Source organism: Enterococcus sp. DIV0358, assembly GCF_051713465.1.
Classification (GTDB): Bacteria; Bacillota; Bacilli; order Lactobacillales; family Enterococcaceae; genus Enterococcus; species Enterococcus faecalis.
The window spans coordinates 613200-636212 of the sequence record NZ_JBIOPX010000001.1 but is presented as its reverse complement, the minus strand read 5'-3'; the positions used below and the strand labels follow the sequence as shown (position 1 = coordinate 636212).

At 36.4% G+C, this 23013-nt stretch carries 18 protein-coding genes; 2 read left to right on the top strand and 16 right to left on the bottom strand.

The features are described 5' to 3' along the window. The first annotated feature begins 1 nt into the window (after position 1). Positions 2-1156 (top strand): pyridoxal phosphate-dependent aminotransferase, encoded by a 1155-nt coding sequence (locus IGK70_RS03105; protein WP_002355768.1) that lies wholly within the window; start codon positions 2-4, stop codon positions 1154-1156. Positions 1157-1202: 46 nt separating this feature from the next. Here the strand turns inward: IGK70_RS03105 and IGK70_RS03100 are convergent, their stop codons facing one another. The 16 genes from IGK70_RS03100 to IGK70_RS03025 all read right to left on the bottom strand — a co-directional run bounded on the left by IGK70_RS03100 (position 1203) and on the right by IGK70_RS03025 (position 22180). Next, the gene (locus IGK70_RS03100) at positions 1203-1514 is read right to left on the bottom strand and encodes a hypothetical protein (protein WP_010710758.1); all 312 of its coding nucleotides are present in this window, start codon (positions 1512-1514) and stop codon (positions 1203-1205) included. 15 nt (positions 1515-1529) lie between these two features. Continuing rightward, on the bottom strand, positions 1530-2390 hold the full coding sequence (locus IGK70_RS03095; RefSeq protein ID WP_002419369.1) for a hypothetical protein: 861 nt from the start codon (positions 2388-2390) through the stop codon (positions 1530-1532). Continuing rightward, positions 2380-4446 (bottom strand): cellulose biosynthesis cyclic di-GMP-binding regulatory protein BcsB, encoded by a 2067-nt coding sequence (locus IGK70_RS03090; protein ID WP_104855491.1) that lies wholly within the window; start codon positions 4444-4446, stop codon positions 2380-2382. The genes IGK70_RS03095 and IGK70_RS03090 overlap by 11 nt, the downstream gene beginning before the upstream one ends. Positions 4447-4460: 14 nt before the next feature. Further along, positions 4461-5723 (bottom strand): glycosyltransferase, encoded by a 1263-nt coding sequence (locus IGK70_RS03085; protein ID WP_438775164.1) that lies wholly within the window; start codon positions 5721-5723, stop codon positions 4461-4463. Next, positions 5720-7303: a hypothetical protein gene (locus IGK70_RS03080; RefSeq protein WP_220421721.1), complete on the bottom strand. Its 1584-nt coding sequence runs from the start codon at positions 7301-7303 to the stop codon at positions 5720-5722. Before IGK70_RS03080 ends, IGK70_RS03085 begins: the two co-directional genes overlap by 4 nt. Further along, positions 7293-8813 (bottom strand): glycan biosynthesis hexose transferase WsfD, encoded by a 1521-nt coding sequence (gene wsfD, locus IGK70_RS03075; RefSeq protein ID WP_002385037.1) that lies wholly within the window; start codon positions 8811-8813, stop codon positions 7293-7295. The genes IGK70_RS03080 and wsfD overlap by 11 nt, the downstream gene beginning before the upstream one ends. Before the next feature lie 13 nt (positions 8814-8826). Beyond that, positions 8827-10035 (bottom strand): hypothetical protein, encoded by a 1209-nt coding sequence (locus tag IGK70_RS03070; protein ID WP_002385036.1) that lies wholly within the window; start codon positions 10033-10035, stop codon positions 8827-8829. Positions 10036-10116: 81 nt separating this feature from the next. Next, entirely contained in the window at positions 10117-11046 is a 930-nt protein-coding gene (dnaI, locus tag IGK70_RS03065) for a primosomal protein DnaI (RefSeq protein WP_002355760.1), read from the bottom strand. Next, positions 11046-12455, bottom strand: a complete 1410-nt coding sequence (locus IGK70_RS03060; protein WP_010818291.1) for a replication initiation and membrane attachment family protein — start codon at positions 12453-12455, stop codon at positions 11046-11048. The genes dnaI and IGK70_RS03060 overlap by 1 nt, the downstream gene beginning before the upstream one ends. Before the next feature lie 15 nt (positions 12456-12470). Continuing rightward, positions 12471-12953 (bottom strand): transcriptional regulator NrdR, encoded by a 483-nt coding sequence (gene nrdR / locus IGK70_RS03055; RefSeq protein WP_002381296.1) that lies wholly within the window; start codon positions 12951-12953, stop codon positions 12471-12473. Between the two features lie 180 nt (positions 12954-13133). After that, on the bottom strand, positions 13134-13733 hold the full coding sequence (coaE, locus tag IGK70_RS03050; RefSeq protein WP_010823441.1) for a dephospho-CoA kinase: 600 nt from the start codon (positions 13731-13733) through the stop codon (positions 13134-13136). Further along, positions 13730-14572, bottom strand: coding sequence for a DNA-formamidopyrimidine glycosylase (mutM, locus tag IGK70_RS03045; protein WP_002355756.1), 843 nt, complete (start codon positions 14570-14572; stop codon positions 13730-13732). The genes coaE and mutM overlap by 4 nt, the downstream gene beginning before the upstream one ends. A gap of 99 nt (positions 14573-14671) precedes the next feature. After that, positions 14672-17320 carry a DNA polymerase I gene (gene polA / locus IGK70_RS03040; protein WP_104855494.1) on the bottom strand — a complete coding sequence of 883 codons (2649 nt, stop codon included), beginning with the start codon at positions 17318-17320 and terminating at the stop codon, positions 14672-14674. A gap of 187 nt (positions 17321-17507) precedes the next feature. Next, the gene (locus tag IGK70_RS03035; protein WP_002355754.1) at positions 17508-18419 is read right to left on the bottom strand and encodes an aldo/keto reductase; all 912 of its coding nucleotides are present in this window, start codon (positions 18417-18419) and stop codon (positions 17508-17510) included. A gap of 68 nt (positions 18420-18487) precedes the next feature. Further along, positions 18488-19912: a helix-turn-helix domain-containing protein gene (locus tag IGK70_RS03030; RefSeq protein ID WP_220421720.1), complete on the bottom strand. Its 1425-nt coding sequence runs from the start codon at positions 19910-19912 to the stop codon at positions 18488-18490. Positions 19913-20035: 123 nt separating this feature from the next. Beyond that, a complete protein-coding gene (locus IGK70_RS03025; RefSeq protein WP_162783051.1) occupies positions 20036-22180 on the bottom strand; it encodes a heavy metal translocating P-type ATPase in 2145 nt (714 codons plus the stop codon). 125 nt (positions 22181-22305) lie between these two features. On the opposite strand from IGK70_RS03025, the gene IGK70_RS03020 reads away from it, so the two are divergent. Then, a complete protein-coding gene (locus IGK70_RS03020; RefSeq protein ID WP_104855496.1) occupies positions 22306-23004 on the top strand; it encodes a helix-turn-helix domain-containing protein in 699 nt (232 codons plus the stop codon). Positions 23005-23013: the final 9 nt, after the last annotated feature.

The window sequence follows — 23013 nt, the reverse complement described above, 5'->3', positions numbered from 1 at the left end:
TATGGATCGCAAGAATATCGCAACACGTTACCAACAACCTACTGAAAATTTACTCATGGATATTGCAACATTGGCGAAAAAGACCCCAAATTTAATCGATTTATCGATTGGTGACCCTGACTTAATTACCGATGAGCGGATTATCGAACAAGCAGCTAACGATGCCAAAAATGGGCATACAAAATATACCGCTTCTGATGGTAGCGAGGCATTCATTGAGGCGGTCATTCAGTTTTATCAGTCACATTATCAATTATCTTTTCAACCGAATCAAGTCCGGGCCACAGTTGGCGCTCTGCACGGAATGTACCTTGCCTTACAAGTGATTCTAAATCCTGGAGATGAAGTGATTATTCATGAACCTTATTTCTCTCCTTATAAAGACCAAGTCCTTTTAGCAGATGGCGTTCCGGTCTTTTTACCAACCTATGAAGAAGATGGTTTCCAAATTGATGTAGCTCTTTTGAAAGAAAAAATCACGCCTAAAACCAAAGCGATTATTCTTAATTCACCGAATAACCCGACAGGCGCTGTTTTCTCTGAAGAAACTTTCAGAGAAATTGCACAGGTAGCGATTGAACACAACTTATACATTCTTTCAGATGAAGTTTATGAAGCCTTTTGTTTCCAAGAAACGTTTACTCCCATGGCTACGTTTGCTCCAGAAAATACTATCACTTTTGGTAGCTTTTCAAAAGCCTTTGCAATGACTGGTTGGCGTATTGGTTATATGATTGCCCCAGACTATATTAACGAAGTAGCCAAATTAATTAATGAAGGCGTTACGTATTCTGCGCCTACGTTGTCACAGCAAGCAGGAATCTATGCGTTACAACATTTTGACGAATTTGTAGACCCAATCGTTGAAGTGTTCCAAACACGTTTAGAGTATGTGGCCCAACGAGTAGCAAAGATCCCTTTCCTTTCGCTTCATCCAGTCAAAGGAAGTATTTACGCCTTCATTAATATTCAAAAAACTGGACTAACTTCCGTTCCTTTTGTGGAAAAGCTTTTAAAAGAGACACAGGTATTAGTGATTCCTGGAAAAGCATTTGGTGAAACAACGGGCGATGAGTACATTCGTTTAGCCGCAACACAAAATTTAGATTTATTAAAGGAAGCGTTCGATCGAATTGAAAGAATGACCTTTGAATAAAAAAGCTTCTGCATTAGCTAATAATCATAGCTAATGCAGAAGCTTTTTAGATTTCTTCTATCAATTCAATCGCTTGCCCACCAACATGCGGTGGAATCGACATAGTCATCGGTGGCAAGCCCACGACTGTGAAACGGACTTTGGTCCCTTTTTTCAAGTGAGACAGTGGGATACTTTCCTCTAACTGTTCAACAAGTATGTTTAAAATTACCCCATGAGAAAATAAGGGCACAATAGATTCTGGATCACTTTCTGCTTGAATATTTTCTAAATGTAATCGCATTGATAATGGCTGCGTCTCATTTAACACACTGGCCTCTGCTAAATTCCCTGTAAAAACAGCAATTTTTTCAGTCATTTGTTTGCCTCCTTTTTAAACATCATATTGAAGAGAATTAATTCCATCCCCTAAAAATTCTGAAGCGTTGTTAAATTCGGCAGGATCATATTTGGTATAGGAAACTTGTAATGTCAAAGTAATATTCCTTAAGGTTTCAGAATGGGCAAATTTCTCTTGAGCTTGTTGTTTGAATTCTTTTCTAGTAGTGTATCCGTCATCCCCATCGCGGAAAATTAATAACGCCCAAGTTGGCGGTGTGCCGTCGATAAAGTATGGTAAGAAGCGATCATCCGTTGTCTCTTTAATCGCCGCTGTCACGATTTGTAGCAATTCATTTTTTTGTTCAGGACTTAATAAGTTACGAATACTTTCCCAATAGGCCACTCGGATCACGACTAAATATAACGGCGCTTCATAACGTGTAGAAATATCAGAAAATAAATCGAATCCTTCCTCGTACATTTTTGCTGTTCTTAAATTAGTTACTGCATCTAACGCATTTAACTGAGAAGTTTCTTTACGTAAGCGAATATTTTCTTCTTCAATCGTACGAATTTGATAAGTCACAGCATAGATTGTTAAACAGTAGAGCGGCGGCATGATTAGCCAAAATAATGAGCCATAGCTAAACAAATCATGATAGACATACTGATATACAACATAAGTCAATTGTAGAAAAATAAATATAAGCGAAAATGTTAACCCCGCTGTAATTCCTACAAAATAGGTAACAATAATTAAGATAACTGAAATTAATAGACAACTTAAGTCCACAAAGAAATCATTCGTTCCTAAGGCCATAAAGATGGTTGTGCCGACAACCAAAACAATTCCTGCCAACAAAGTTAAATCCAAAAGTAAGGTCACTCGTTTTTGATTCACTCTATTCCCCACCTTTCAAATTCTTCTTCACGATGAAGAACGCACTTAATCCAATAATGGTCATACCAATTAAGAAGACAAATAGATAAATCATTAATTTATGATTATTGACAATTCGTTTACCTAATGATTCGTTGCTAACGTTGCTTACACGTTTTTTGAAACGATAATCATAGCGACGATAGTTCGGATCGACCACAATGGCATCTCCTTTGTACATAGAAGTATTCTTCTCTGTATTCACTTGTGTAGAGGCTAAAAAGACACCTTGTGATTTAGCTCCCGTTAAGATTAACGCCGCGGCTTTCGCATTATATGGAGAAAACATTAGCTGCGCCGTACCGATTTGTTTACCATAATCTTTTTCGATACTCAGTTTCTCGTTTGAAACAAAACGTGTGAAATCCTTATCATAATGGAAATATAACTGATCGTTTAACTTACGAATCATCGGATTATCCTTAGGCGTACCAAAAATAATCAAGTTATGATTTTCTAATGCCGCATTTTTAGGCGCTTTTTTATAATACGTAATCTCACCGACATTACTTTCAGCATAATTACCAATTAAGTTAAATAAATTAGTCAACACTTTAAAATAGTTGTCGTCCATTTTTTCTGGTAATAAAATCGCTAAATCAGCAAAAGAACGGCTTCTGATAAAAATGTTCGGATAGTTGTTAAATAATATGTCATTCAGTTCTTCTGTTTGAATAAACGCATTCGAATTATTTTCAATAAAGGCCCATGGAGTCTGACCATTTAGTAAAACTTCTGGTGATTTAACGTTCAAATCAAAAGCAACTTTTAAAACAAAACTATCAGCAATTTCTAAGTTCTTTGGAAATTCGAGATTTAATTCATCACCGTTCGCACGAGCAGCGGTTAATTTCTTGCTGCCAATTGGTTTATCATTGGCATAGACCGTCACTAAAGAAGAATCAAAATCTAAGTTTTCAGCATATTTAAAATGTAATTTCACGCGACTTCCATTGGCATTGTTTCGATCCACTGGTAAATTGACAAAGTACGTTTGTTCTTGGTGATAGGCTCCTTCTAGTTTGTCCCCCGTTGAGGTTAATGGATAATTTCCATCAAATTCTAAAGTTGAACTAAACGTATCGGTATTCTCATCAACTGTTGTCTCTTCTTTATCTGTTTGGGTCATTAATTCATAGTTTGCTAAATAACGTCCCGCACGAACAAGTAAGTCCTCATCTTTAGAAGTAGCTACTAAAACATGCTTATCTGGTTGATTGAAAAATTTTAAGACAGCCTGGTCCTCCACACGTTTGCTATCGATTTGACTTTTATACTGATCTGGTAATTTATCATAGCTGGCAATAATCAACTGATAGGGTGCTGACTGTTCTTTGTTCAAAGAAGCCATTGGCAACAATTCTTCTGAAGTAGTAATCAAACGAGCAGCGCCAGCTAACGCATGGGTCGCTGCAGCTAATTCTTTTTCCGATGCATTTTCTGGTGTCAAAATAACACTGTGTTTATTCGCAATCGTGTCTGCTCCCACAAAATGATTATAAAAAGAATGAATCGTATTCTCTGGTAATTGTAAATCGTATTGGAAGTTTACGTTAGATCCTTCATACATCGTTAACCAATTTGCTGGAGTTTCAATTAAATTATACATGTCGTTTCCTGCCTGATTAATAATTTGGCCTTCAACAGTCAATGTATTTGTCTCTTTAATCAGTTCCAAAGGGATTTCAATCGTCTTTTGTTGAATACCAGTCGTATTTTCAGGACGCCAAGAATAAAACTTCACACCATTCACTGCCACAGTTAAATCTGAGGTCTGATTATTTTTTAATTGTGTGATTTGGTAGGTCATATTGAATGATGCTTTTTTAACGTTCCAATAATCAATTTTTGTAAAATACATGGTGCTACGGACAGAAGTACCTGTTAAAGAGATTGTTTTATTTTGAAAAGGTTGTGTAAAGGTATGGTTGTCTTGTTCTTTGTTTTCGGCGTATACGGTCGGACTTGCGACACCAATCAGAATTGCCAGAAAGAACAACCCTATTAAAGTGACTGTTTTTTGTTTCATTGCACGTTTCCTCCTTATTTAAATCGTTCAGTTTTGTACCATTTTGTTTGTGTTTGTTTATGAAAAACATTTTCTTTAATATACATCACCATGCCATAAGCGGCGACTACTAGCCACATCTGACTGTATGTAATATACATCAAGGCAATAATTAAGATATTCTCTAAAGTCATTTCGCCTTTTTCGGTCGTAATACTGACAAAAGTACTGAAAATAAATAACAAAATCGCTAACAACCACAAGGAATTGCTAAATCCTTGCAGGGTCGTTGTTAAGTAACCAGACATTGATAAAACTAACATGATGTCTGACAAAACGAGCGATGTCATTAAGAGAAAATAAATGGACAAGAAATATAAAATATCAAAACGGATCCGACTCGCTTTAGGATTAAACAATAATTTAGCATTTTTAACAATGACATAAATATTGCCTTTGACCCATCGCGTCCGTTGTCGGAACCAAACTGACAAAGTTTGTGGCTCTTGCTCCCACGTCACTGCTTTTGGTTGAAACTTAATTTTATAGCCCATCATATAGATGCGGAAACTGATTTCTGTATCTTCGGCTAACGCTTTGTCATCCCAGCCGCCAATGGCTTCAATAATACTACGACGAACAATGAAATTTGTGCCAGGAATCGTGCATAACTTAAATAATTGAAAACGACCGGCTTGTGCCATCCATTGAAAGGCCAGTGTTTCGATATTAATAAAGCGTGTCAACAGGCTTGCATTGCGATTTCTCGTTCTAAATTTACCAATAACCGCGCCGTATTCCTCACTAGCAATTAACTCTCCAACTAAATAACGGAGTGCATTCGGTTCAGGTGTATTGTCCGCATCATAAATGGCAATCACGTCCCCCTTGGCTTGCTTGAAACCAATGTTTAAGGCATTAGACTTACCTTTCCCACCTGTTATATTGTCTGTATTAATAATCTGCAAATTTCGATTAACCGCCTTTTTTTGGACGTTCGCTAAAAGCTCAGCACTATTATCACTTGAGTTGTCATTAATCACAATAATTTCATAGCGATCTTGCGGATAATTAAAATTCAATAACGCTTCAACTGTCCGCACAATGACAATTCCTTCATTATGGGTCGGCACCATAATTGAAACAAACGGCGCGTCTTCGTCCTCTACAGGTGGTGGTGCGACAGGATCTGTTTTTAAATAATAAACATAGCCAAAAATAACTAAGAGAATATTTACAATTAGTAGACTCCAAATAATGATAGTTGCTGTTAACATTACAATGTCAGCAATGGTCATTTGTCTTCCTCCTTATTAATATATTTCGACCGATAATTCTTTCGTCCAATCATAAACAAAATAATCAGGATGATTAAAGTCAGTGTAACAACGCCAACTAAAATATTATTTGTGATGCTAAAAAAGAATGAAAATAAGCCTGTAAATCGTTGTTTTTCAACTGTTGAGGCCCCTGTATCAGCCAAACCATTGACAATTTGATTGTTTAAGAAGAACCGATTATTCCGAAATTCGATTTTCTGCGTTTGTGTTTGAACAGTGAAATGTTGATCCGCTTCTGAAACACTAAACACTATTGGTGCTTCCTTGACTTCTTGAATTAGATGATCCACTTCTTTTTTAGAATTTGGAAATGAAAAACTAATGGTGGTCAGCATTGGAAATCGATAGTCATTCGGATTATCTTTATCCGTCCATTCAATCCCTGATAAATAATCATACGGTAGATCAAACAAAGCATTCTTATAAGTGATTGATTTTCCCGTTTGGTTTCGATAAAAAACGCGTTCAATCGGCGGATTTTCTCTTAGAATCACTGTATCACTGATTGCTAGACCATCCTCTTGGTATTGAATATCTTGATTCCAATATCCTGGAGCAGAAATGCCTACGGGATAAACATGTCTGTCGACCAATAAACTAATCTGCTGCGCCATCAATTGTTTCAAGGCACGTTGGTCATTTAAATCAACATTGTTAACGACCGGTGTTTCTAAGAAAATAACCCCCGTCGAAGCAAACGCACGTAACGCGTTCGTAAATAATTTATAAGGTAAAATCGTATTGTTTTGTGAAACGCTCGTACTGGATAAAATATAAGGATACGTGGTTTTAACTAATTCTTCTTGCAAATAGGTTGCCACAGACATATCTCTTAACGGGTTAAAATCAGAAATCGTCAAAAACGGCCGTGACATTTTTTCACTTTCCAGCCATTGACTAATTACGTCCAAGCTTTCTAAAAAAACAGCGCCTTTGCGTTCAAACATTGGTAGAAAAGCATGCCCATTCTCAATTACACCAAATGGATATTCTTCTGGTGCTAATTCTTGTGTTTTTAATCGACCAACTGTCTGACCTTGCGTATTTTCCAGCACAACTGATTGATCTTGAAAAGGCAATACTTGAGAAAAGCGGTTTTTTTCATCTTCTAACCGATATTGACGATGACTTAATTCTTTCCATGTACCGCTAAAATATTGTTTTTCATCGTCACGCATGTTTCGACCAATGTGTAATTGTTTACCTTTAAAATGAACTCGATCTGCTAGAAAATCAGAGGCAATAACGCCGGCTTGTTCAGGCCAATTCACCATAGAAATCAAACTGTCATAGCCATCATTTAGCAATTCGCCAGGTACATAATCTGATACCGCCACACTCTGAACTTCTACTCCAAAACTCGTCAACACTCGTTGTAAAGCATCCACATCATTTTCTTTTTTCCCAGCAATATTCAAGCTGTCATAGACAAGTAAGACATGTTTACTTGGTGCAGCCAGCGCCGGTTTGGCAAAGCCACAAAAAACGAAAAAGAGTAAGAAACACACCCAGCCAATAAGATATTGTTTATTTTTCAATTCCCTCTACCTCCCCAATGACTTGTGGTGTTGTATCTTGCCACATTCGTTTACCAATAACATCAGAAACAATTTGTAACAAGAGAAAATCTAAAAATACTGAGACTAAAAACAAATGACGTACTAAGTCACTATCCCCATCAATAATAATTGTTGAAATGAAAACAACTAATAAATTAAGATAAATCCCTGTCATTAAAAAGAAGCGAAAAACTAATCTGGGTTCGTTTCTCTTGAGTCCTCTGTATAAACCAACGCCATATAAACCAAACAGAATCACGCCTAATAATAGATAGAAAGCAAAGTTTTTAGGGAAAAAACTGGCTTTAATACGGTTATACACCATAAAAAATTTAGATTGTTCCAGTGGTGCACGCCCTGTCGTTTTCTCAAAATTCCCCACATTATTAGGCTTTACTAAGTAAACATTTGGGACCGCTGAATTCAGTCCTTGCCATAATTCAGATGGATAATTTAAATAATTCAATAACACCCATCCAAAACTCGTTTTATCAAAAAAATCTTTTTTCATTTGTTCAGAAGTTGGTGACACAGGACTGTATTCTTCAAAGTAGGAACGTCCCTTTTGCAACCCATATTGCGGGTTGATTCCGCCCTCTGACATCCGTTTATCTGGAACCTTACTATCCTTCATTACACCGCGCGTCATACTGTGGTAGACATCACGTTCATAGATATCGTTAGGAACGATAAAAGCCGCTAACGTTGTAAAACCAATCAACGCAATTAAAAAGGCCGTCATTGACAATCGTTGATAACGTTGTGACAAGTAGACAAAAAATCCTAATCCAGCAATAATTACGCCAATAATCAGCAAATATTCTTGGCGTGTTGTTCCTATTAAAAGTACTACTGCTTGTGCCAAGATAACTAAAACTATTCTTCTGAGCCAAGTTCGTGGTTTCGTCACCCGATAAAAATAGACTGAAAATGCTAAGACACTCACAGAAAGTAAAAAACTCGTCGCTTCTGTATAAAAGGAATTAAAATAAATCGTATAGGAGGTATCTCCCAAGATGAAAATAACCAACAAAGAGATAAGATAACTTTTTTTCAAAGACACGCCTTCGGTTAAGCCTCGTACCAGAATATAAATTGACACTAAAAAACAACTAAGATAAACGAAACCTAAGAAACGAATATCGAAAAGTGTTTGACTATAAAAAAGTTTATTAAGCCAAATGGCAATGGTGATGAAAAATTGTTGAGTGGAAACAAAGTGCGTCGTTGTTTCATTAAAATAACGCATAATCGAAAAGTCCTTAACAAAATAGGCCACATTGTCGTAGCTATCACCATTGACACGATAAAGACTATTTGAATTTAACACACGAAAATACTCGCCATTATCTCCCAAACCATTAATCGGATAAACAAATAACAAAATGCTTGTCACTAACCCAATCCCTAAAACGGCCAAAAGACTTGGAGAAATATAACGACTCAACCATTCAAAAGCCGAGTTCATGTATTTTTTGATCTTTTCCATGCTTTCACCTCATCTAGAAATCATAGGCCAAAAGAGCCATTAAGTTATTATAGGAATAGACTTGTTTCGTAACTTTATCACCAAATCCTCCATAAATCGGACTGCTTGAATCCATAATTTGAAAATTATTAAGTACTGTAATTGCCGCACGATACAACTCTTTGTCATTTTCGGCAACACCAATTAAAGCCGCTATCGCATAACTAGCTGCAGATTGATTTTTATCCACGGGCGATCCATTTAAATCATACGAGTTAAAAAGCGTTCCTTGCTGAACTTGTTTTCGTACAAAATCAATACTAGTCTGTTTCGCCATACCCACTTCACTTAAATGGACAATCGTTAATAAAGATTCAATAATATTAAGTGTTCCGTTGTTTTCGTATTTATTTGTTTGATGATTAAACTTCGTTTGATAAAGAGGTAAATCATCAGAAATATAGCCATCGTCTATTAATTGGTAATGATACTGCAAGTAGTCTGCTGAAATCCCAAATTCTTTGTATAGATAACCCAGCGTAATTAAGTCAATATAAAACAAAGAAGTTTCTGAAGACTGTTGTTTTGATTTACTATCGTAAAAATCAATTAGAATATTATCTTTCATAGAGGTTTTCATAAAACTCTTGCCTAATTTTTTAATTTCTTGATCGTACTGATCTGTTTTAAAATGCCCCCCTGCTTCAATTAATGAACGAATGATCCGTAAATCATCAATCGAGGCATTGACATTGTATTTATTGCCTTGTTCGTCAATTCGGTAACTAAATTGGACGCCGTCGTAAAAGGTGTCTTTCGTCTGCTTGTAAAAATTATCAAAACGTCCCTGCGTATCAAAAGCTAAATTACGCAAATATAGACCTGAAGACTCACTTAGCAGCTCATGTCCTGTGGCGACATCTTTGCGTTCAGCATCTGGTAAATAGTTGGTTAAAAAACCGCCGTCTGTTTTGAGCCGGGTTTCAATAAAAAACTTCAACAAATCTTTGCGTTCAGCGGTTTCTTTTGTGTGAAATTCATGTTTTGTTAAAAAATGTTGTTTGTCTGTCGACATTAAGCGTTGAATTTTTGGATTCACTTTTTCCACCTCTACTTTATAGGATTTTTCTCTAAACAAAAGAAAATATCCTCCCAGAAGCACCACGAATACCCCAATAAAAATCCAAAGTTTTCTCTTCATTGTTACGCCTCTTTTCCTCACTTCTTTATTGTCAGTGTACACAAAAGTACTTGTTTTTGCGAAACTTACGCTACCTCTTCAAACGCAAGAAAAAAAGCAATCCATAAAAATAAAAGGATTGCTTTAACCGTTTCGTCGATCATTTCCTGTCATCGTAATCTCTTTTGACAGATAACGCACACGTTCCATAATTCGTCTGGCTTTTAGCGGCTCTTGTTCTCCTCGTTGCGTCACGGTTAAATGCTCTTCTAAAGCTTTTAAATCTAGATTGGAAGAGAAAAAAGTAACTAATTGTTCTTGCATTCGGTATTGCAAGATTACGCTTAAAACGTCGTCACGAATCCAACTAGTCATGGATTCCGCACCAATGTCATCAATCATTAATATAGGGGATTTTTTTACTGCATCGAGCTTTTCACCAACTTGATCGCGACCAATGGCTTGCTTCATTTCTACTGTAAATGTTGGAAAATGAACAATTGTCGTAGTAAATCCACGTTCTGCTAAAGCATTAGCCATCGCACCTAATAAGAAAGATTTTCCTACACCGAAGGGACCTTGTAAATAGAGCCCTTTATGAAATTCTTTTGGTGTCGCAGGATATTCTCTTAAAAATTGCATTGCTTCTGCTAACGCTTTGGCTCGACCTTGAGAAGATGGATCGAAATCTCGTAAATTTGCTTCTCGGACATCTTTTGGCATGTCCATTGCCCTTACTCGATTACGAATTTCTTCTTCCTTCTGACGGGCGATTAAATCAGCCGTTGGGACATACGTTACATCAATGTAATGAAAATTCAACATTAATCTTGGCTCATAGCCTGGAGCAATCATTGCTGGATCGTTTAATTGAAATTTCTTTTTTTCTTGAACAAATTCATACAGCTTAGCATAACTTTTACGAATATCTTCATCGGTTAAACGCTCTCGGTTTGCTTGTATAAAGGCTTGAACATCTTGATCTTTCAATACTTCGTTAACCAGCTCTTCATATCGTTCATTGATGTCACGCTTCTGGATAATTTTTGACATTTCTTTTCCTACGTCTTCCATCATTGGTCACCTCCTTGGTTTAAAAATTCTTGAATTTGTCGATCTAACTCGGCTTGTTCTTCTGGGGAAAGTTTTGTTTCATCGTTTGGCTGATCTGCCCATTCTGGCAATCGCTCTTGTCGAACAGTTTGGCGTTTCCCTGAATAATTTTGTTGTCGCTGTTTTTGTTTGGTTTGGCTTTGTTTTGCCAATTCTCTGACATGTTCAATTGCTTTTTCTGGTGAATGAATGCCACTTTGTCCCCATTCATTCGCAATTCGATTCACATACTCCGCTTTTAAAGTCGGTTGTTGTTGAATATTGTAAACATAGTTAATCAAAATATTAATCACACTAGTCGGTAAGCCTGATTTAGCAACCAAATATTTCACTAATGAACGTTCTTGTGGTGTCGTATAGCCGCCTCGACTATTTTTTAAAGCTTCTAAATATTGAATAGGCGGATTCTTTTCACTATCCATAATCATTTGAATATCCAGTTCAGAAAAACCATTCATTTTTAATGCGTTATATCGATACGTTTGTTGCTCTTCCACCGTCAATTGTACTTGCTTGTTTGTCACTACGTTTGTTGGTTGTGGTTTTTTATCAGGATCAAACGCTTGATGAATCGTTCGCACTAATTCCTTAGGCAAAATTCGACTTGTATAATAGTCAAATGATTTCGAAGCAAAGTCTACCATATCTAACTCATTGATGCCATATAATTGATGAAAAACATAGACTTCTTCTTGAAAACTAGCCTCATCTTCAGGCAGTTGTAAACCTAAACGGTGCAAACCTTCCACAAAATAGTGCCAATCAAAAGAATCCGTTGATACAGAAATTTTCTTCGATTTTTCTTGTTGAGAAAAAGTTTCTTGAATCGTTGTCAATCGGTTCGCTTCGGAAACAATTTGTTCTTCTTTAAAGGCATAAACCTCTTGAAAGCTAGCGGAAACATTTTGATAGCCCTCTGTTTTGGTAGGATGCGGTTGGAACTTTTGCACTAATTGATCAAATTTCCGTTGTCCAACCCGATTAAATAACACTAAAGCTAACACTTCATCTTTAAAAAAACGAGCGGCTGTTTCAGGTGCTTTTAAATAATATAAATAACAATCTCCTAATTCCCGATCTGTTTTTTTATACGTTTCTAGCAACCCAATGCCTTCTAATTTGTAGCAAGCTTCTTCTAATTGTTGACAACTCAAGTCCAGCAAACTAATTAAATCTGCATGAAACAGCGAGCCATTCTCCTCTGAGTCTGTTGTTTCAGATAACAAAAGCCAATATAAACTAAACGCATTGGCGCCGACAATTGGTTGATATAAAAAGGTTAAAACCTCTTTCTCTTGATCAGAAAGCGGTGAATCAATAACCGCTTGAAAAATATTTTTTGGTTGGATTCTTTGCCGATTTCCTTTCAAAGAAAGACCTCCTTTTTAATTTTCTGAGTCAGGAGAAGAAGATTTTGCTTTGTCGACAATGTCCTGTAACTCTTTCAAAAACACGCTCATATCTTTGAATTGTCGATAAACACTCGCAAAGCGGATGTAGGCAATTTCATCTAGATTGACTAAATCTTCCATTACATATTCACCGATAAGCGTTGTAGAGACTTCATTTTCCCCTAAACTACGCACTCGATTTTCAACATTATCGACAATTTGAACCATTTGTTCCATAGCAACGGGTCTTTTTTCCGCAGAGCGAATGAGCCCCCGCAAAATTTTATCACGATTAAATTCTTCACGATCCCCATTTTTCTTGATTACAAGTAATGGCGCCGCTTCAATTCTTTCAAATGTAGTGAACCGATAACTGCAATTTTCACATTCACGACGACGGCGAATTGCACGTCCATCATCTGCTTGACGGCTATCAATAACACGGGAATTATTATGATGACATCTTGGACAACGCATAACGTTCACCTCTTCTATTCTGTATAATTTTTGTTGCCTATATTATAACATGAAATTGCGCTATTACTAGGTCTTTAGAACTGGTTCTTAGTTGAATCTTTGCCATTCTTTAATAAAAACAAAGACTTTCACTGTTTTTTTCTGAAATTTTCAAAACATTTTACGCCATTAAAAAAATATTCACTTCTTTCCAGTTTGTTCCTCTAGCCACTTCTTCACTTGTTGTTCCGTTTCTTCTCTAGTTCCTTGGTTATCAAACACGATATCTGCTCGTTCTTTTTTCATTTCAATCGGCCATTGGCTAGCAATTCGTTGTTGCGCTTCTTCTTCTGTTAATTGGTTTCGGGCCATCAGACGCTCTTTTTGAATCTTTTCTGGTACATATACCACAGCAACTTGATCCATAATCGCCTCATAATGAGCTTCATAAAGCAGAGGAATATCAACAATAACCAGGGAAGCTTTCTTTTTAGCTTCTTCAATTTGACGTAAAATTTCTTTTCTTAAAAAAGGTTTCAGCGTTTCATTTAACAGCTCTCTTTTTTGAGGACTAGCGAAAATTAATTGTCCTAACTTTTTCCGATCCAATTCACCAGTTGTTAATACTATTTCTGGTCCGAAAGTTTCAACGATTGCGGCTAAGGCTGGTTGCCCTTTTGCAACAATTTCGCGGGCGATAATGTCGCCGTCAACAATTGGATAACCCGCTTTTTTTAAAAGAGCAACAACCGTACTTTTACCTGTCGCAATCCCTCCTGTAATGCCTAAAACTTTTGTCATTTCAATCGACGACCTTTCAATTGTTGGCATTGTGGACAATAATGCGTACCACGTTGTGCCACTTTTGTTTTAACAATTGGCGTACCACAACGATTGCAAGGTAAGCCTGTTTGCCCATAGACATTCAACGCTACTTGAAAAGTCCCTGCTTCTCCTAACGCGTTTAGATAGGTGCGGATGGTGGTTCCACCTGCTTCAACAGCGCGTGCCAAGACGTCAATGATTGCTTGATACAACGTAGCAACTTCCGCAGGTTTTAAGGAATCTGCTGGTTGTTCTGGATGGATTTGCGCTTGCCAAAGTGCTTCATCTACATAAATATTCCCCAAGCCCGTCACTAGCTTTTGATCTAACAGCAATGGCTTAATTGCTTTATGATGCTTTTTCAAGCCTTGTTGAAAAGTAGCTAATTGGAAAACGTCTGGTGTTGGCTCTGGGCCCAAAGCTAAAATCCCTTTATATTGATGACCTTGATTCTTAGGAACCAATGTCATACGGCCAAATTTCCGTACATCTAAATAACGTAATTGCGTGCCATCTGTAAAAGTAAACATTACATGGGTATGTTTGGCAATTTCATCATCAGCCTGATGAAACTCATATTTTCCTTCCATCCGTAAGTGAGAAATCATATCATTATCAGACAATTTAAAAATCAGAAATTTTCCTCTTCGCTCAATCCCTTCAATCGTTTGACCAGCTAATTGACCTTGAAATACATCAACTTCTGGTGATTCAATAATTCTTGGCCAAAAAACAATGACTTCTTGAATGGTTTTTCCTACAACAAGTTTTTCAAGTCCTTTTCGCACTGTTTCTACTTCTGGTAATTCTGGCATTATTTTTGCTCCTTTATATAAAGAGGTCTGAACGCTTAGATACCAACGTCCAGATCCTACTTATCCTTATTTTATTCATCGTTCTTAATGGGTAAGCTATTATTTTGCTTCATACCATGTTTTTCCCCAACTGCTATCGGTGATAAGTGGCACATGTAAGGAAACTGCGTGCTCCATCACTTCTTTGACGAGTTGATTTAATTGTTCTAATTCTGATTCTGGTACTTCAAAAACTAATTCATCGTGCACTTGTAATAACATTGTCGCTTGTAATTTTTCTTCTTTTAAACGACGCGCCATTTCAATCATCGCAATTTTTAAAATATCTGCGGCACTTCCCTGAATCGGTGTATTAATCGCTGTACGTTCAGCGAACGAACGTAGATTAAAGTTTCTTGAATTAATATCACTTAAATAACGACGGCGATGATACAATGTTTCCACATAGCCTTTGTCTTTGGCATCGCGGACAATCTCTTCCATGTACTGTTTCACGCCTGGATATTTTTCAAAATAGGTGTCAATATATTGTTGCGCTTGCTTTCTAGTAATGCCTAAGTTTTGAGACAAGCCATAATCACTGATACCATAGACAATTCCAAAATTCACCGCTTTAGCTTGACGACGCATGTTAGGTGTGACATCTTCTGCTTTTTTAACACCGAAAACTCGCATTGCAGTGCTGGCATGGATATCTTGTCCTTCCACAAACGCTTCTTTTAAATGTTCATCATTAGAAATATGCGCGAGCACACGTAACTCAATTTGAGAGTAATCAGAAGAGAAAATCAACCAATTATCCTCTCTTGGTACGAAGGCTTCTCTAATTTTTCGGCCTTCTTCTAAACGGATAGGAATGTTTTGTAAATTAGGATCTACTGAGCTTAGTCGTCCTGTTTGTGTCAGTGTTTGTACATACCGAGTATGAATTTTATTATCTGGCTGAATTACTTTTAAGAGTCCTTCAACATAGGTTGATTGAATTTTGGCAATTTGACGATAAGTTAAAATATCTGCCACAATTGGTGCTTGTTCTTTTAGTTGTTCTAAAACATCCACCGCTGTTGAATAACCAGTTTTCGTCTTTTTGATCACAGGTAAGCCCATTTTTTCAAATAAAATAACGCCTAATTGTTTAGGTGAATTCAAATTAAATTCTTCGCCAGCTTCTGCATAGATTTTTTCTTCGATTTCTTTCAAGCGTTCTGAAAATTCTACTTGCATTTCTTTTAAGCGCGTGGCATCAACACGGATCCCAGTTATTTCCATATCGCCTAAAATACGAGAAAGTGGTAATTCCATTTTATAGAATAAATCAGCTTGATTCTTTTCTGTTAATTCGCTATCTAATTTGCTTGTTAAAAATTGAATTGCTTTAATCTTACGTGCTAAATGACCAAAGAAAACTTCTTCGTCCTCTGGCAAGCCTTTTTTGGCCCCTTTTCCATAAATGGCTTCATCAGATTGAATCGCATCATATCCGTAATGTTGTGCTACACCTTCAATATCAGCGTTATTGTCATTGGTATCAAGTAAATAAGCAGCCAATAAAACATCAAAGGCAATCCCTGTCATTTTTCCTACATAGCGATTTAGTGCAACGTACGTCCGTTTTGCATCATAGACATTTTTTTTACGTGTCTCATCCATCAACCAGTCGATAAATGGCTGACTTTCAAAAACAGCTAAATTATTCGTGGTATAAATCTTCTTGTTATTGCCCCAAGCAAGGCCGACAATCGGTGACGTATGATAGTTGTCTTCCATCATCTCAACATAAAGAGCCATATCGTCTGTAAACATTTCATTGGTTAACTGATCTTCAACTACTTCAAATAAAATATCTTCCATTTCAACAGGTTCTTCTGTAATGTCCAACTTAGCTAAAAATTGTTTAAAGTCCATTTCTTTATAAAAAGGAACCAATTTTTCTAAGTTTTTTCCTTCATATGCCAAGTCTTCCACATTGACTTCGACTGGTGCATTGACTTCAATTGTCGCTAAACGTTTAGAAAGAAAGGCTTGCTCTTTATCATTAATCAAGTTTTCTTTCATTTTGCTTTTTTTCATTTCATCGATATTCTCATAAACCCCTTCAACTGAGCCATATTGTTTTAACAGCTTAATCGCGGTTTTCTCACCGATTTTCGTTACACCTGGAATATTATCCGATGTATCGCCAGCCAACCCTTTCATATCAATAATTTGCTTAGGCGTTAACCCATCATATTTTTCAGCAATATGCTCAGGCGTATATGATTCAATATCGCTAACTCCTTTAACAGTGATATCTACTTTGACAGTGTCCGTCGCTAATTGTGTCAAATCTCGGTCCCCTGATAACACGACAACATCAAATTCATCTTTATCAACTTTGTTGGCTAATGTACCAATAATATCATCTGCTTCATAGTTAGGTAGTTCATAATATTTTACGCCTAAACCTTCTAAAAGTTCACGAATATACGGCATTTGTTCTTTAAATTCCCCCGGTGTTTTTGAACGTCCGGCTTTATATTCTGAATAAAATTCTGTTCTGAATGTGGTTTTCCCTGCATCAAAAGCGACTAAAACATGAGTAGGCATTTCTTTTTGCATTACATTTTCAAACATATTGTTAAATGCATAAATAGCATTTGTATGCAAGCCGTTCTTATTTTTGAATCGTTCTAATGAGTTATGTAGCGCAAAAAATGCACGAAAGGCTACACTGTTTCCATCAACGAGTAATAATTTTTTTTTGGTCATTTTTTTCCCCTCATCTTTAGCAAACTAGTTTCCTTTCTATTTTAACAAAAAACTACAGAATTTGCAGTAGACGGCGATTGCAGAATGAAAGAAAAAGGTATTTGACATAGTTCCTTAGTGACAACTATATCAAATACCAAAATCAATCAGCAATACACGCTGGATCTTCACAAGTATGAGAATCTTTTTACGGCAAAACATTTCCTGCTGCACGATAAATATCGTACCAATCTTCGCGACTAATCACAATGTCTGCTGCTTTAGCAATTTCTTCAATTCTACCAAGATTCATACTTCCTGCGATGACTTGCATATTAGCAGGATGGCGCAGAATCCAGCTGCTGGCTAAGCCAGTTGGCGTTGTTTGATATTTTTCAGCCAATTCGCTTAATTTTTGATTTAACTCAGGGAATTTTTCATTTCCAATAAAGACACCTTCAAAATAACCATATTGGTACGGTGACCATGCTTGAATAGTCATTTGTTTCAACCGTGAATAATCTAAAATACCATGATCATAATCAATGCTTCCTGATATTTCCATATTTGTTTGTAAGCCTTGATCCACCATGCCAGTATGCTTGATGCCAAATTGTAATTGATTAGCTAATAATGGTTGTTTAACAGCTGTTTTTAAAAGTTCAATTTGTCCTGGCGTTTGGTTACTTACACCAAAATAGCGAACTTTCCCTTGTTTTTCTAATAAATGAAAAGCTTCAGCTACTTCTTCTGGTTCCACTAAAGTATCTGGACGATGCAACAATAATGCATCGACTGAATCTACACCTAAACGCTGTAAACTCCCTTCGACCGCTTCTAAAATATGTGCTTTCGAAAAGTCAAAAAAGCCTTGACGAATTCCACATTTTGTTTGTATAAAAATATCTTCACGACGAATGGTACTTTCTTTTAAGGCCTTACCAAAAATGGTTTCGCAGTCGCCGCCACCATAAATGTCGGCGTGATCAAAAAATGTAATGCCATGATCATAAGCAGTTTCAATTACCTGTTGAGGATTTTCAGCACCATTTAAGCGCATACATCCTAAGATAACCGAAGAAACTGTTTCGTCACTTGTACCAAATTGCAGTTGTTTCATTTTAATATCCTCCTCATCCATTCCTCTTACTTCTTCATTTTAACACTATTTAGACAAAATTGGACTTCTTACGGTAGATTCGCTTCGACTTTTTCAAAAAAAGCAGGAGATAATTCCTCTGGCAAATAAACCACTGTCTTAGAAGAAAGCGCTACGTTCATCTGAAACAAATGATTGACAATTAAGAGGTGTGCTTGGTGAAGTTGATACGTTGGTTTTCCATGAATAATTGTAATATTCTTTTTTTCACTGAAATAGCTTTTTATAGATTGCCCCAACGCTTGTTCCTTTTCTGGAGGAAAGTCCGTCAATAGGCAAATAATATATTTTTTTTCATATAAAATCGGGTCAAATAAATCTAGGATGTGATAAAAATAGCAACTCGTCAATTCCCTTTCTTTTACTGAAGTAAAGACTGGATACAGGCGTTTTAAAAGCCTAATAAGTTTTTGTAATCTGTGCCAAGTTTGTTGATAACGTACAGCGAGTGTTTGTTCCTGTTTATGAGCTGGCAACCATGCTTGTCCGTCTAATAAACTATTCATATGCGTACTTAAAAATCGACATAAATGAATTTCTTGATAACTAAAATGATGTTGTGTAAAATTTCTCCTAATTTCTTTCATAATAAAAATAGCTGTTTTTAAGCATAAACTTTCTATTTTCATTTGCTCATGAATAAAATACTTTCGCGCTCTCTTGCCAAAACAACCACCAAAATGTGCTTCAAGAATCACAAATAACGCTTTTTGTTCTTTAAGAGATATAAAAGAAGTGCTCAACACTTCCACACGAAATAAATAAAAAAAAGCACTTGTTTGTTGAAATAAATTAGCATTTGGCACTGAAATTTCACGCCCACCTCTATATCGTTTCTCCCAAATATAAATTAGCCAACTAAGATGATTCTGTTGTGCTACATTTAAATCCAACTCAAAAAAGGTAATGATTTTCCGAGTCATTTCTCTGTTTTCTTCCAGACAGCTTTCTTGAAAAAACAAATAAAAACAAAGGATTAACTGTCGAATTTGCCATTCATTGCCAGTTAAATCGTAATGTTTTTGACGTACAATAATATCAAAATTAACTAGCCAACGTCGAATATTAGAAAGTTTCTTCCGAAGAGTTGATTCCTGTAATCCCAATACCTGGGTCAATTGCGCATAATTGATTCGCTCTTCAATTAGACAACGTAAAATATAAAATTCGGGAATAAAATAACAAAATTTTTGTCTAAACCGAGCCAAGCCACAAACGCATAATTTACGATATTTTACAATTCCTTTGGTCGTTGTATAAATCTTACAAAGCCCTTCTATCTTAAACGTTTCCTGCTTTTTTTCAAAACGTTGAATGTAACAATGGATGGTTTTGTCGCTCACCTTTAGTTTTTCTGCAGCCATCAAAACAGAAAATGTCTGCTCTTGTTGCAGTAAATCCAACAATTCCAACATATTTTTATGTTCAAAAGACAATAATTCCTTGAAATCCATATATCGTCCCCTTTCACTCCCTTGTTATAAGAATACGTCAAATAAGGCAAAAATTTTTTTAAGAAGAAAAAAATAGAGAACAAAAAGTATTGATTACTTTCCGCTCTCTACAATTATATCGAATTATTTTTTTGAAATATGCAGTGTCATAGCATTTGCTGCTACAATAATTGTACTTAATGACATCATCACAGCACCTACAGCTGGATTTAAAACAATCCCAATTGGTGCAAGGACCCCAGCCGCTAAAGGGATGGCGACAATATTGTACCCAGCTCCCCACCAAAGATTTTGGATCATTTTACGTCGTGTTTGTTTGGCTAAATCTAAGAACCTTAAAATATCTTTAGGATCACTATCCGTCAGTACAACATCTGCCGAATCAATCGCTACATCTGTACCAGCGCCTATCGCAATGCCGATTGAAGCACGGGCTAAACTTGGTGCATCATTAATACCATCTCCTACCATCATGACCTGATGTCCCTCAGTAAGATATTGTTGTACAATTTTTTCTTTATCTTCTGGTAAGAGCTCTGCGTAGTATTCCTTCATTCCTAAATAATTAGCAACTGCACAGGCAGCTGTTTGATTATCCCCTGTTAACATGACTGGCGTAATTCCTTGCGCTTGTAACTCTGCAATAAATGTTTTAGCTTCTGGTTTGACTTTATCTCCTAAAGCAAGCAGTGCGACTAATTGACCAGCGATGATTAAATAACTCAAGGTATTTCCTTGCTCTTGATAGTTTGTTTTAATTGTTTCATCGAAGGTTAACTGTAACCGTGCAACTTCTTTTTCATTGACTATTTTGACTTCTTGGTTTTGAACAGTAGCAACCAGTCCTACGCCTGATAAAGCTTGCAGATTATGGGCTTCATAAGGTTGAACGGCTTGTTTATTTAAATAGTTCATGATTCCAATTGCCAACGGATGGTTTGCATTTTTTTCTAATGCTCCAATATATTTAAGTGCTTCTTCTCTAGTGAATTGCTTACTCATTAATTCTAAGCCAGTAACTGTAAATTGTCCTTCTGTTAAAGTACCAGTTTTATCCAGCAACACATATTCAACCTTATTGGCTTGTTCTAATGCATTCCGATTTTTTAAAAGTAAGCCATTTTTAGCAGCAATGGAGGTACTTCTAGCAATCACTAAAGGAATTGCTAAGCCTAACGCATGGGGACAGGCAATAATAAAAACTGTAACCATTCGTTCAAATGCTAGCGACAAATCTTTCGTCGCCATTAACCAACCGATAAATGCTAACACACCTACGAATAAGGCAATATAGAATAACCACTTGGCTACATGGTCTGAAATGGATTCTAGTTTTGATTTTTCCGATTGCGCTTGTTTAACCATCTCCATAACTTTTGACAGGTAACTATTTTCACCCGTGCCAGTTACCGAAATTTCAATCATTCCGTTGCCATTGACAGCTCCACCAATCACGGATTCGCCAATGTTTTTTTCTACTGTTTTTGATTCCCCTGTAACCATCGATTCGTCGACTGTTGTGCTTCCTTTCAAAATTTTACCGTCTGTCGGAATTTTATCTCCCGAACGAACAATCAAGCGATCGCCTTCTTGAACATCTTGCAAAGGAATTTCTTCTTCCCCATGTTCAGTCATTCGTTTGACTGTGTCAGGTAACAGTTCAGCCATTTTTTTCAAGGCATCACCAGCATTAGAAATAGCATTCATTTCAATCCAATGGCCTAAAAGCATAATAACAATCAGAGTGGCTAATTCCCAGAAAAAGTCCATCACGTGGGCCTGATTCGTAAAATGATTCATGTAAAACGCATATAGGCTGTAAAAATATGATACCGAAATCCCCATCGCAATTAACGTCATCATTGCTGGACTCTTTTGCTGTAATTCCATTTTAGCGCCACTTAAAAATGGTTGTCCACCATAAAAAAATAGCACAGTTGCTAAAATTAAGACCAACCAATCAGAACCTGGAAAAGTAAATTGAAAAGGTAATTGAAAACCCATCATTGGTGAAAGAACAATAATCGGAATAGCTAAAATCAATGACAGCCAGAATTTTTGTTTAAAATTCCCCATATGCATTGAATGGTCCATTCCCTTCATTCCTTCATGTTGGTGTGACATAGCCATTTGTTCATGCGCCATATCATGATTCATGTGATTCATTTTATCGTGGGACATTGTTGGCTGTTTTTCCTGGTGTTGTTCATGATTATGTTTTGCTGACATATGATCCCTTCTCTTCTTAAGTATTTTCATCTTAAGCATAGCACAAGATAAAAATTGTTAGAAATAATTACTTTTTTTAGTTTAGAAAAAAAAAGAGCCGAATTTTGCGTATGTATATTTTAAGAACACCTTATCCTCATATTTATTACAAAAGGAGTGTTTCAATGGAAATTACTACAAAGCAAGTCGGGGCACGCATGCGTGAAGCTCGAAAAAACAAGAAGTACACTTTACGTTATTTAGCCAATAAAATTGGTTTATCTAGTGGAAGTACAATTAGTAACTGGGAACTAGGTTTGAATTTACCCAATAAACGATACTTAAAAAAAATCGCTAAAGCCTGCGATACAACAGTAGATTGGCTACTTTATGGTGATTTTGATCGATTTGTGCGCCAGCTATTGAAAGAAAATTTTCAAAATAAACAACTGCTAAAACCACCTTTTTTTACTCAGTTGATGGTACGTTTATCTGAAGAACAGCTATCCTATCACGATTCATTAAAAATTATGATTCAAGCGCAAAAGTTACAGCAGTCCTTTTATGCTTTTCCATTAACAGTAGAAGCCCCCTCTCATTCCCAAGAGAGTATTTCTATTTATGAACCAACAACTACAGAAGAACAGTCTGACCAATCTTATTATCATCCGTTTATTTTGTCGGAACTACATGAATTATTTACACATTCTCAAAATCCAGAATTGGATTATTCTCTGATTATCGCTTTTCTTCCTTTGTTAAAAGTAGATCAATTAACTGAGCCTCAAAAAGAAGTCTTACTGGCTATCTTTAAGCGGATGAATTCCTTTAAAGATCCAACGCTTTTAAATGAATTCTTTGTGGAATTACAGTATTTACTCTGATTCTACAAA

Coding starts and splice junctions, on each gene's coding strand:
- nrdR (WP_002381296.1), bottom strand. CDS start 12,953: ATGCGTTGTCCAAGATGTCATCATAATAATTCCCGTGTTATTGATAGC.
- coaE (WP_010823441.1), bottom strand. CDS start 13,733: ATGACAAAAGTTTTAGGCATTACAGGAGGGATTGCGACAGGTAAAAGT.
- IGK70_RS03030 (WP_220421720.1), bottom strand. CDS start 19,912: ATGGATTTCAAGGAATTATTGTCTTTTGAACATAAAAATATGTTGGAA.
- dnaI (WP_002355760.1), bottom strand. CDS start 11,046: ATGGAAGACGTAGGAAAAGAAATGTCAAAAATTATCCAGAAGCGTGAC.
- IGK70_RS03090 (WP_104855491.1), bottom strand. CDS start 4,446: ATGAAACAAAAAACAGTCACTTTAATAGGGTTGTTCTTTCTGGCAATT.
- IGK70_RS03100 (WP_010710758.1), bottom strand. CDS start 1,514: ATGACTGAAAAAATTGCTGTTTTTACAGGGAATTTAGCAGAGGCCAGT.
- wsfD (WP_002385037.1), bottom strand. CDS start 8,813: ATGGAAAAGATCAAAAAATACATGAACTCGGCTTTTGAATGGTTGAGT.
- IGK70_RS03035 (WP_002355754.1), bottom strand. CDS start 18,419: ATGAAACAACTGCAATTTGGTACAAGTGACGAAACAGTTTCTTCGGTT.
- IGK70_RS03085 (WP_438775164.1), bottom strand. CDS start 5,723: ATGACCATTGCTGACATTGTAATGTTAACAGCAACTATCATTATTTGG.
- IGK70_RS03105 (WP_002355768.1), top strand. CDS start 2: ATGGATCGCAAGAATATCGCAACACGTTACCAACAACCTACTGAAAAT.
- IGK70_RS03025 (WP_162783051.1), bottom strand. CDS start 22,180: ATGCTTAAGATGAAAATACTTAAGAAGAGAAGGGATCATATGTCAGCA.
- mutM (WP_002355756.1), bottom strand. CDS start 14,572: ATGCCAGAATTACCAGAAGTAGAAACAGTGCGAAAAGGACTTGAAAAA.
- polA (WP_104855494.1), bottom strand. CDS start 17,320: ATGACCAAAAAAAAATTATTACTCGTTGATGGAAACAGTGTAGCCTTT.
- IGK70_RS03020 (WP_104855496.1), top strand. CDS start 22,306: ATGGAAATTACTACAAAGCAAGTCGGGGCACGCATGCGTGAAGCTCGA.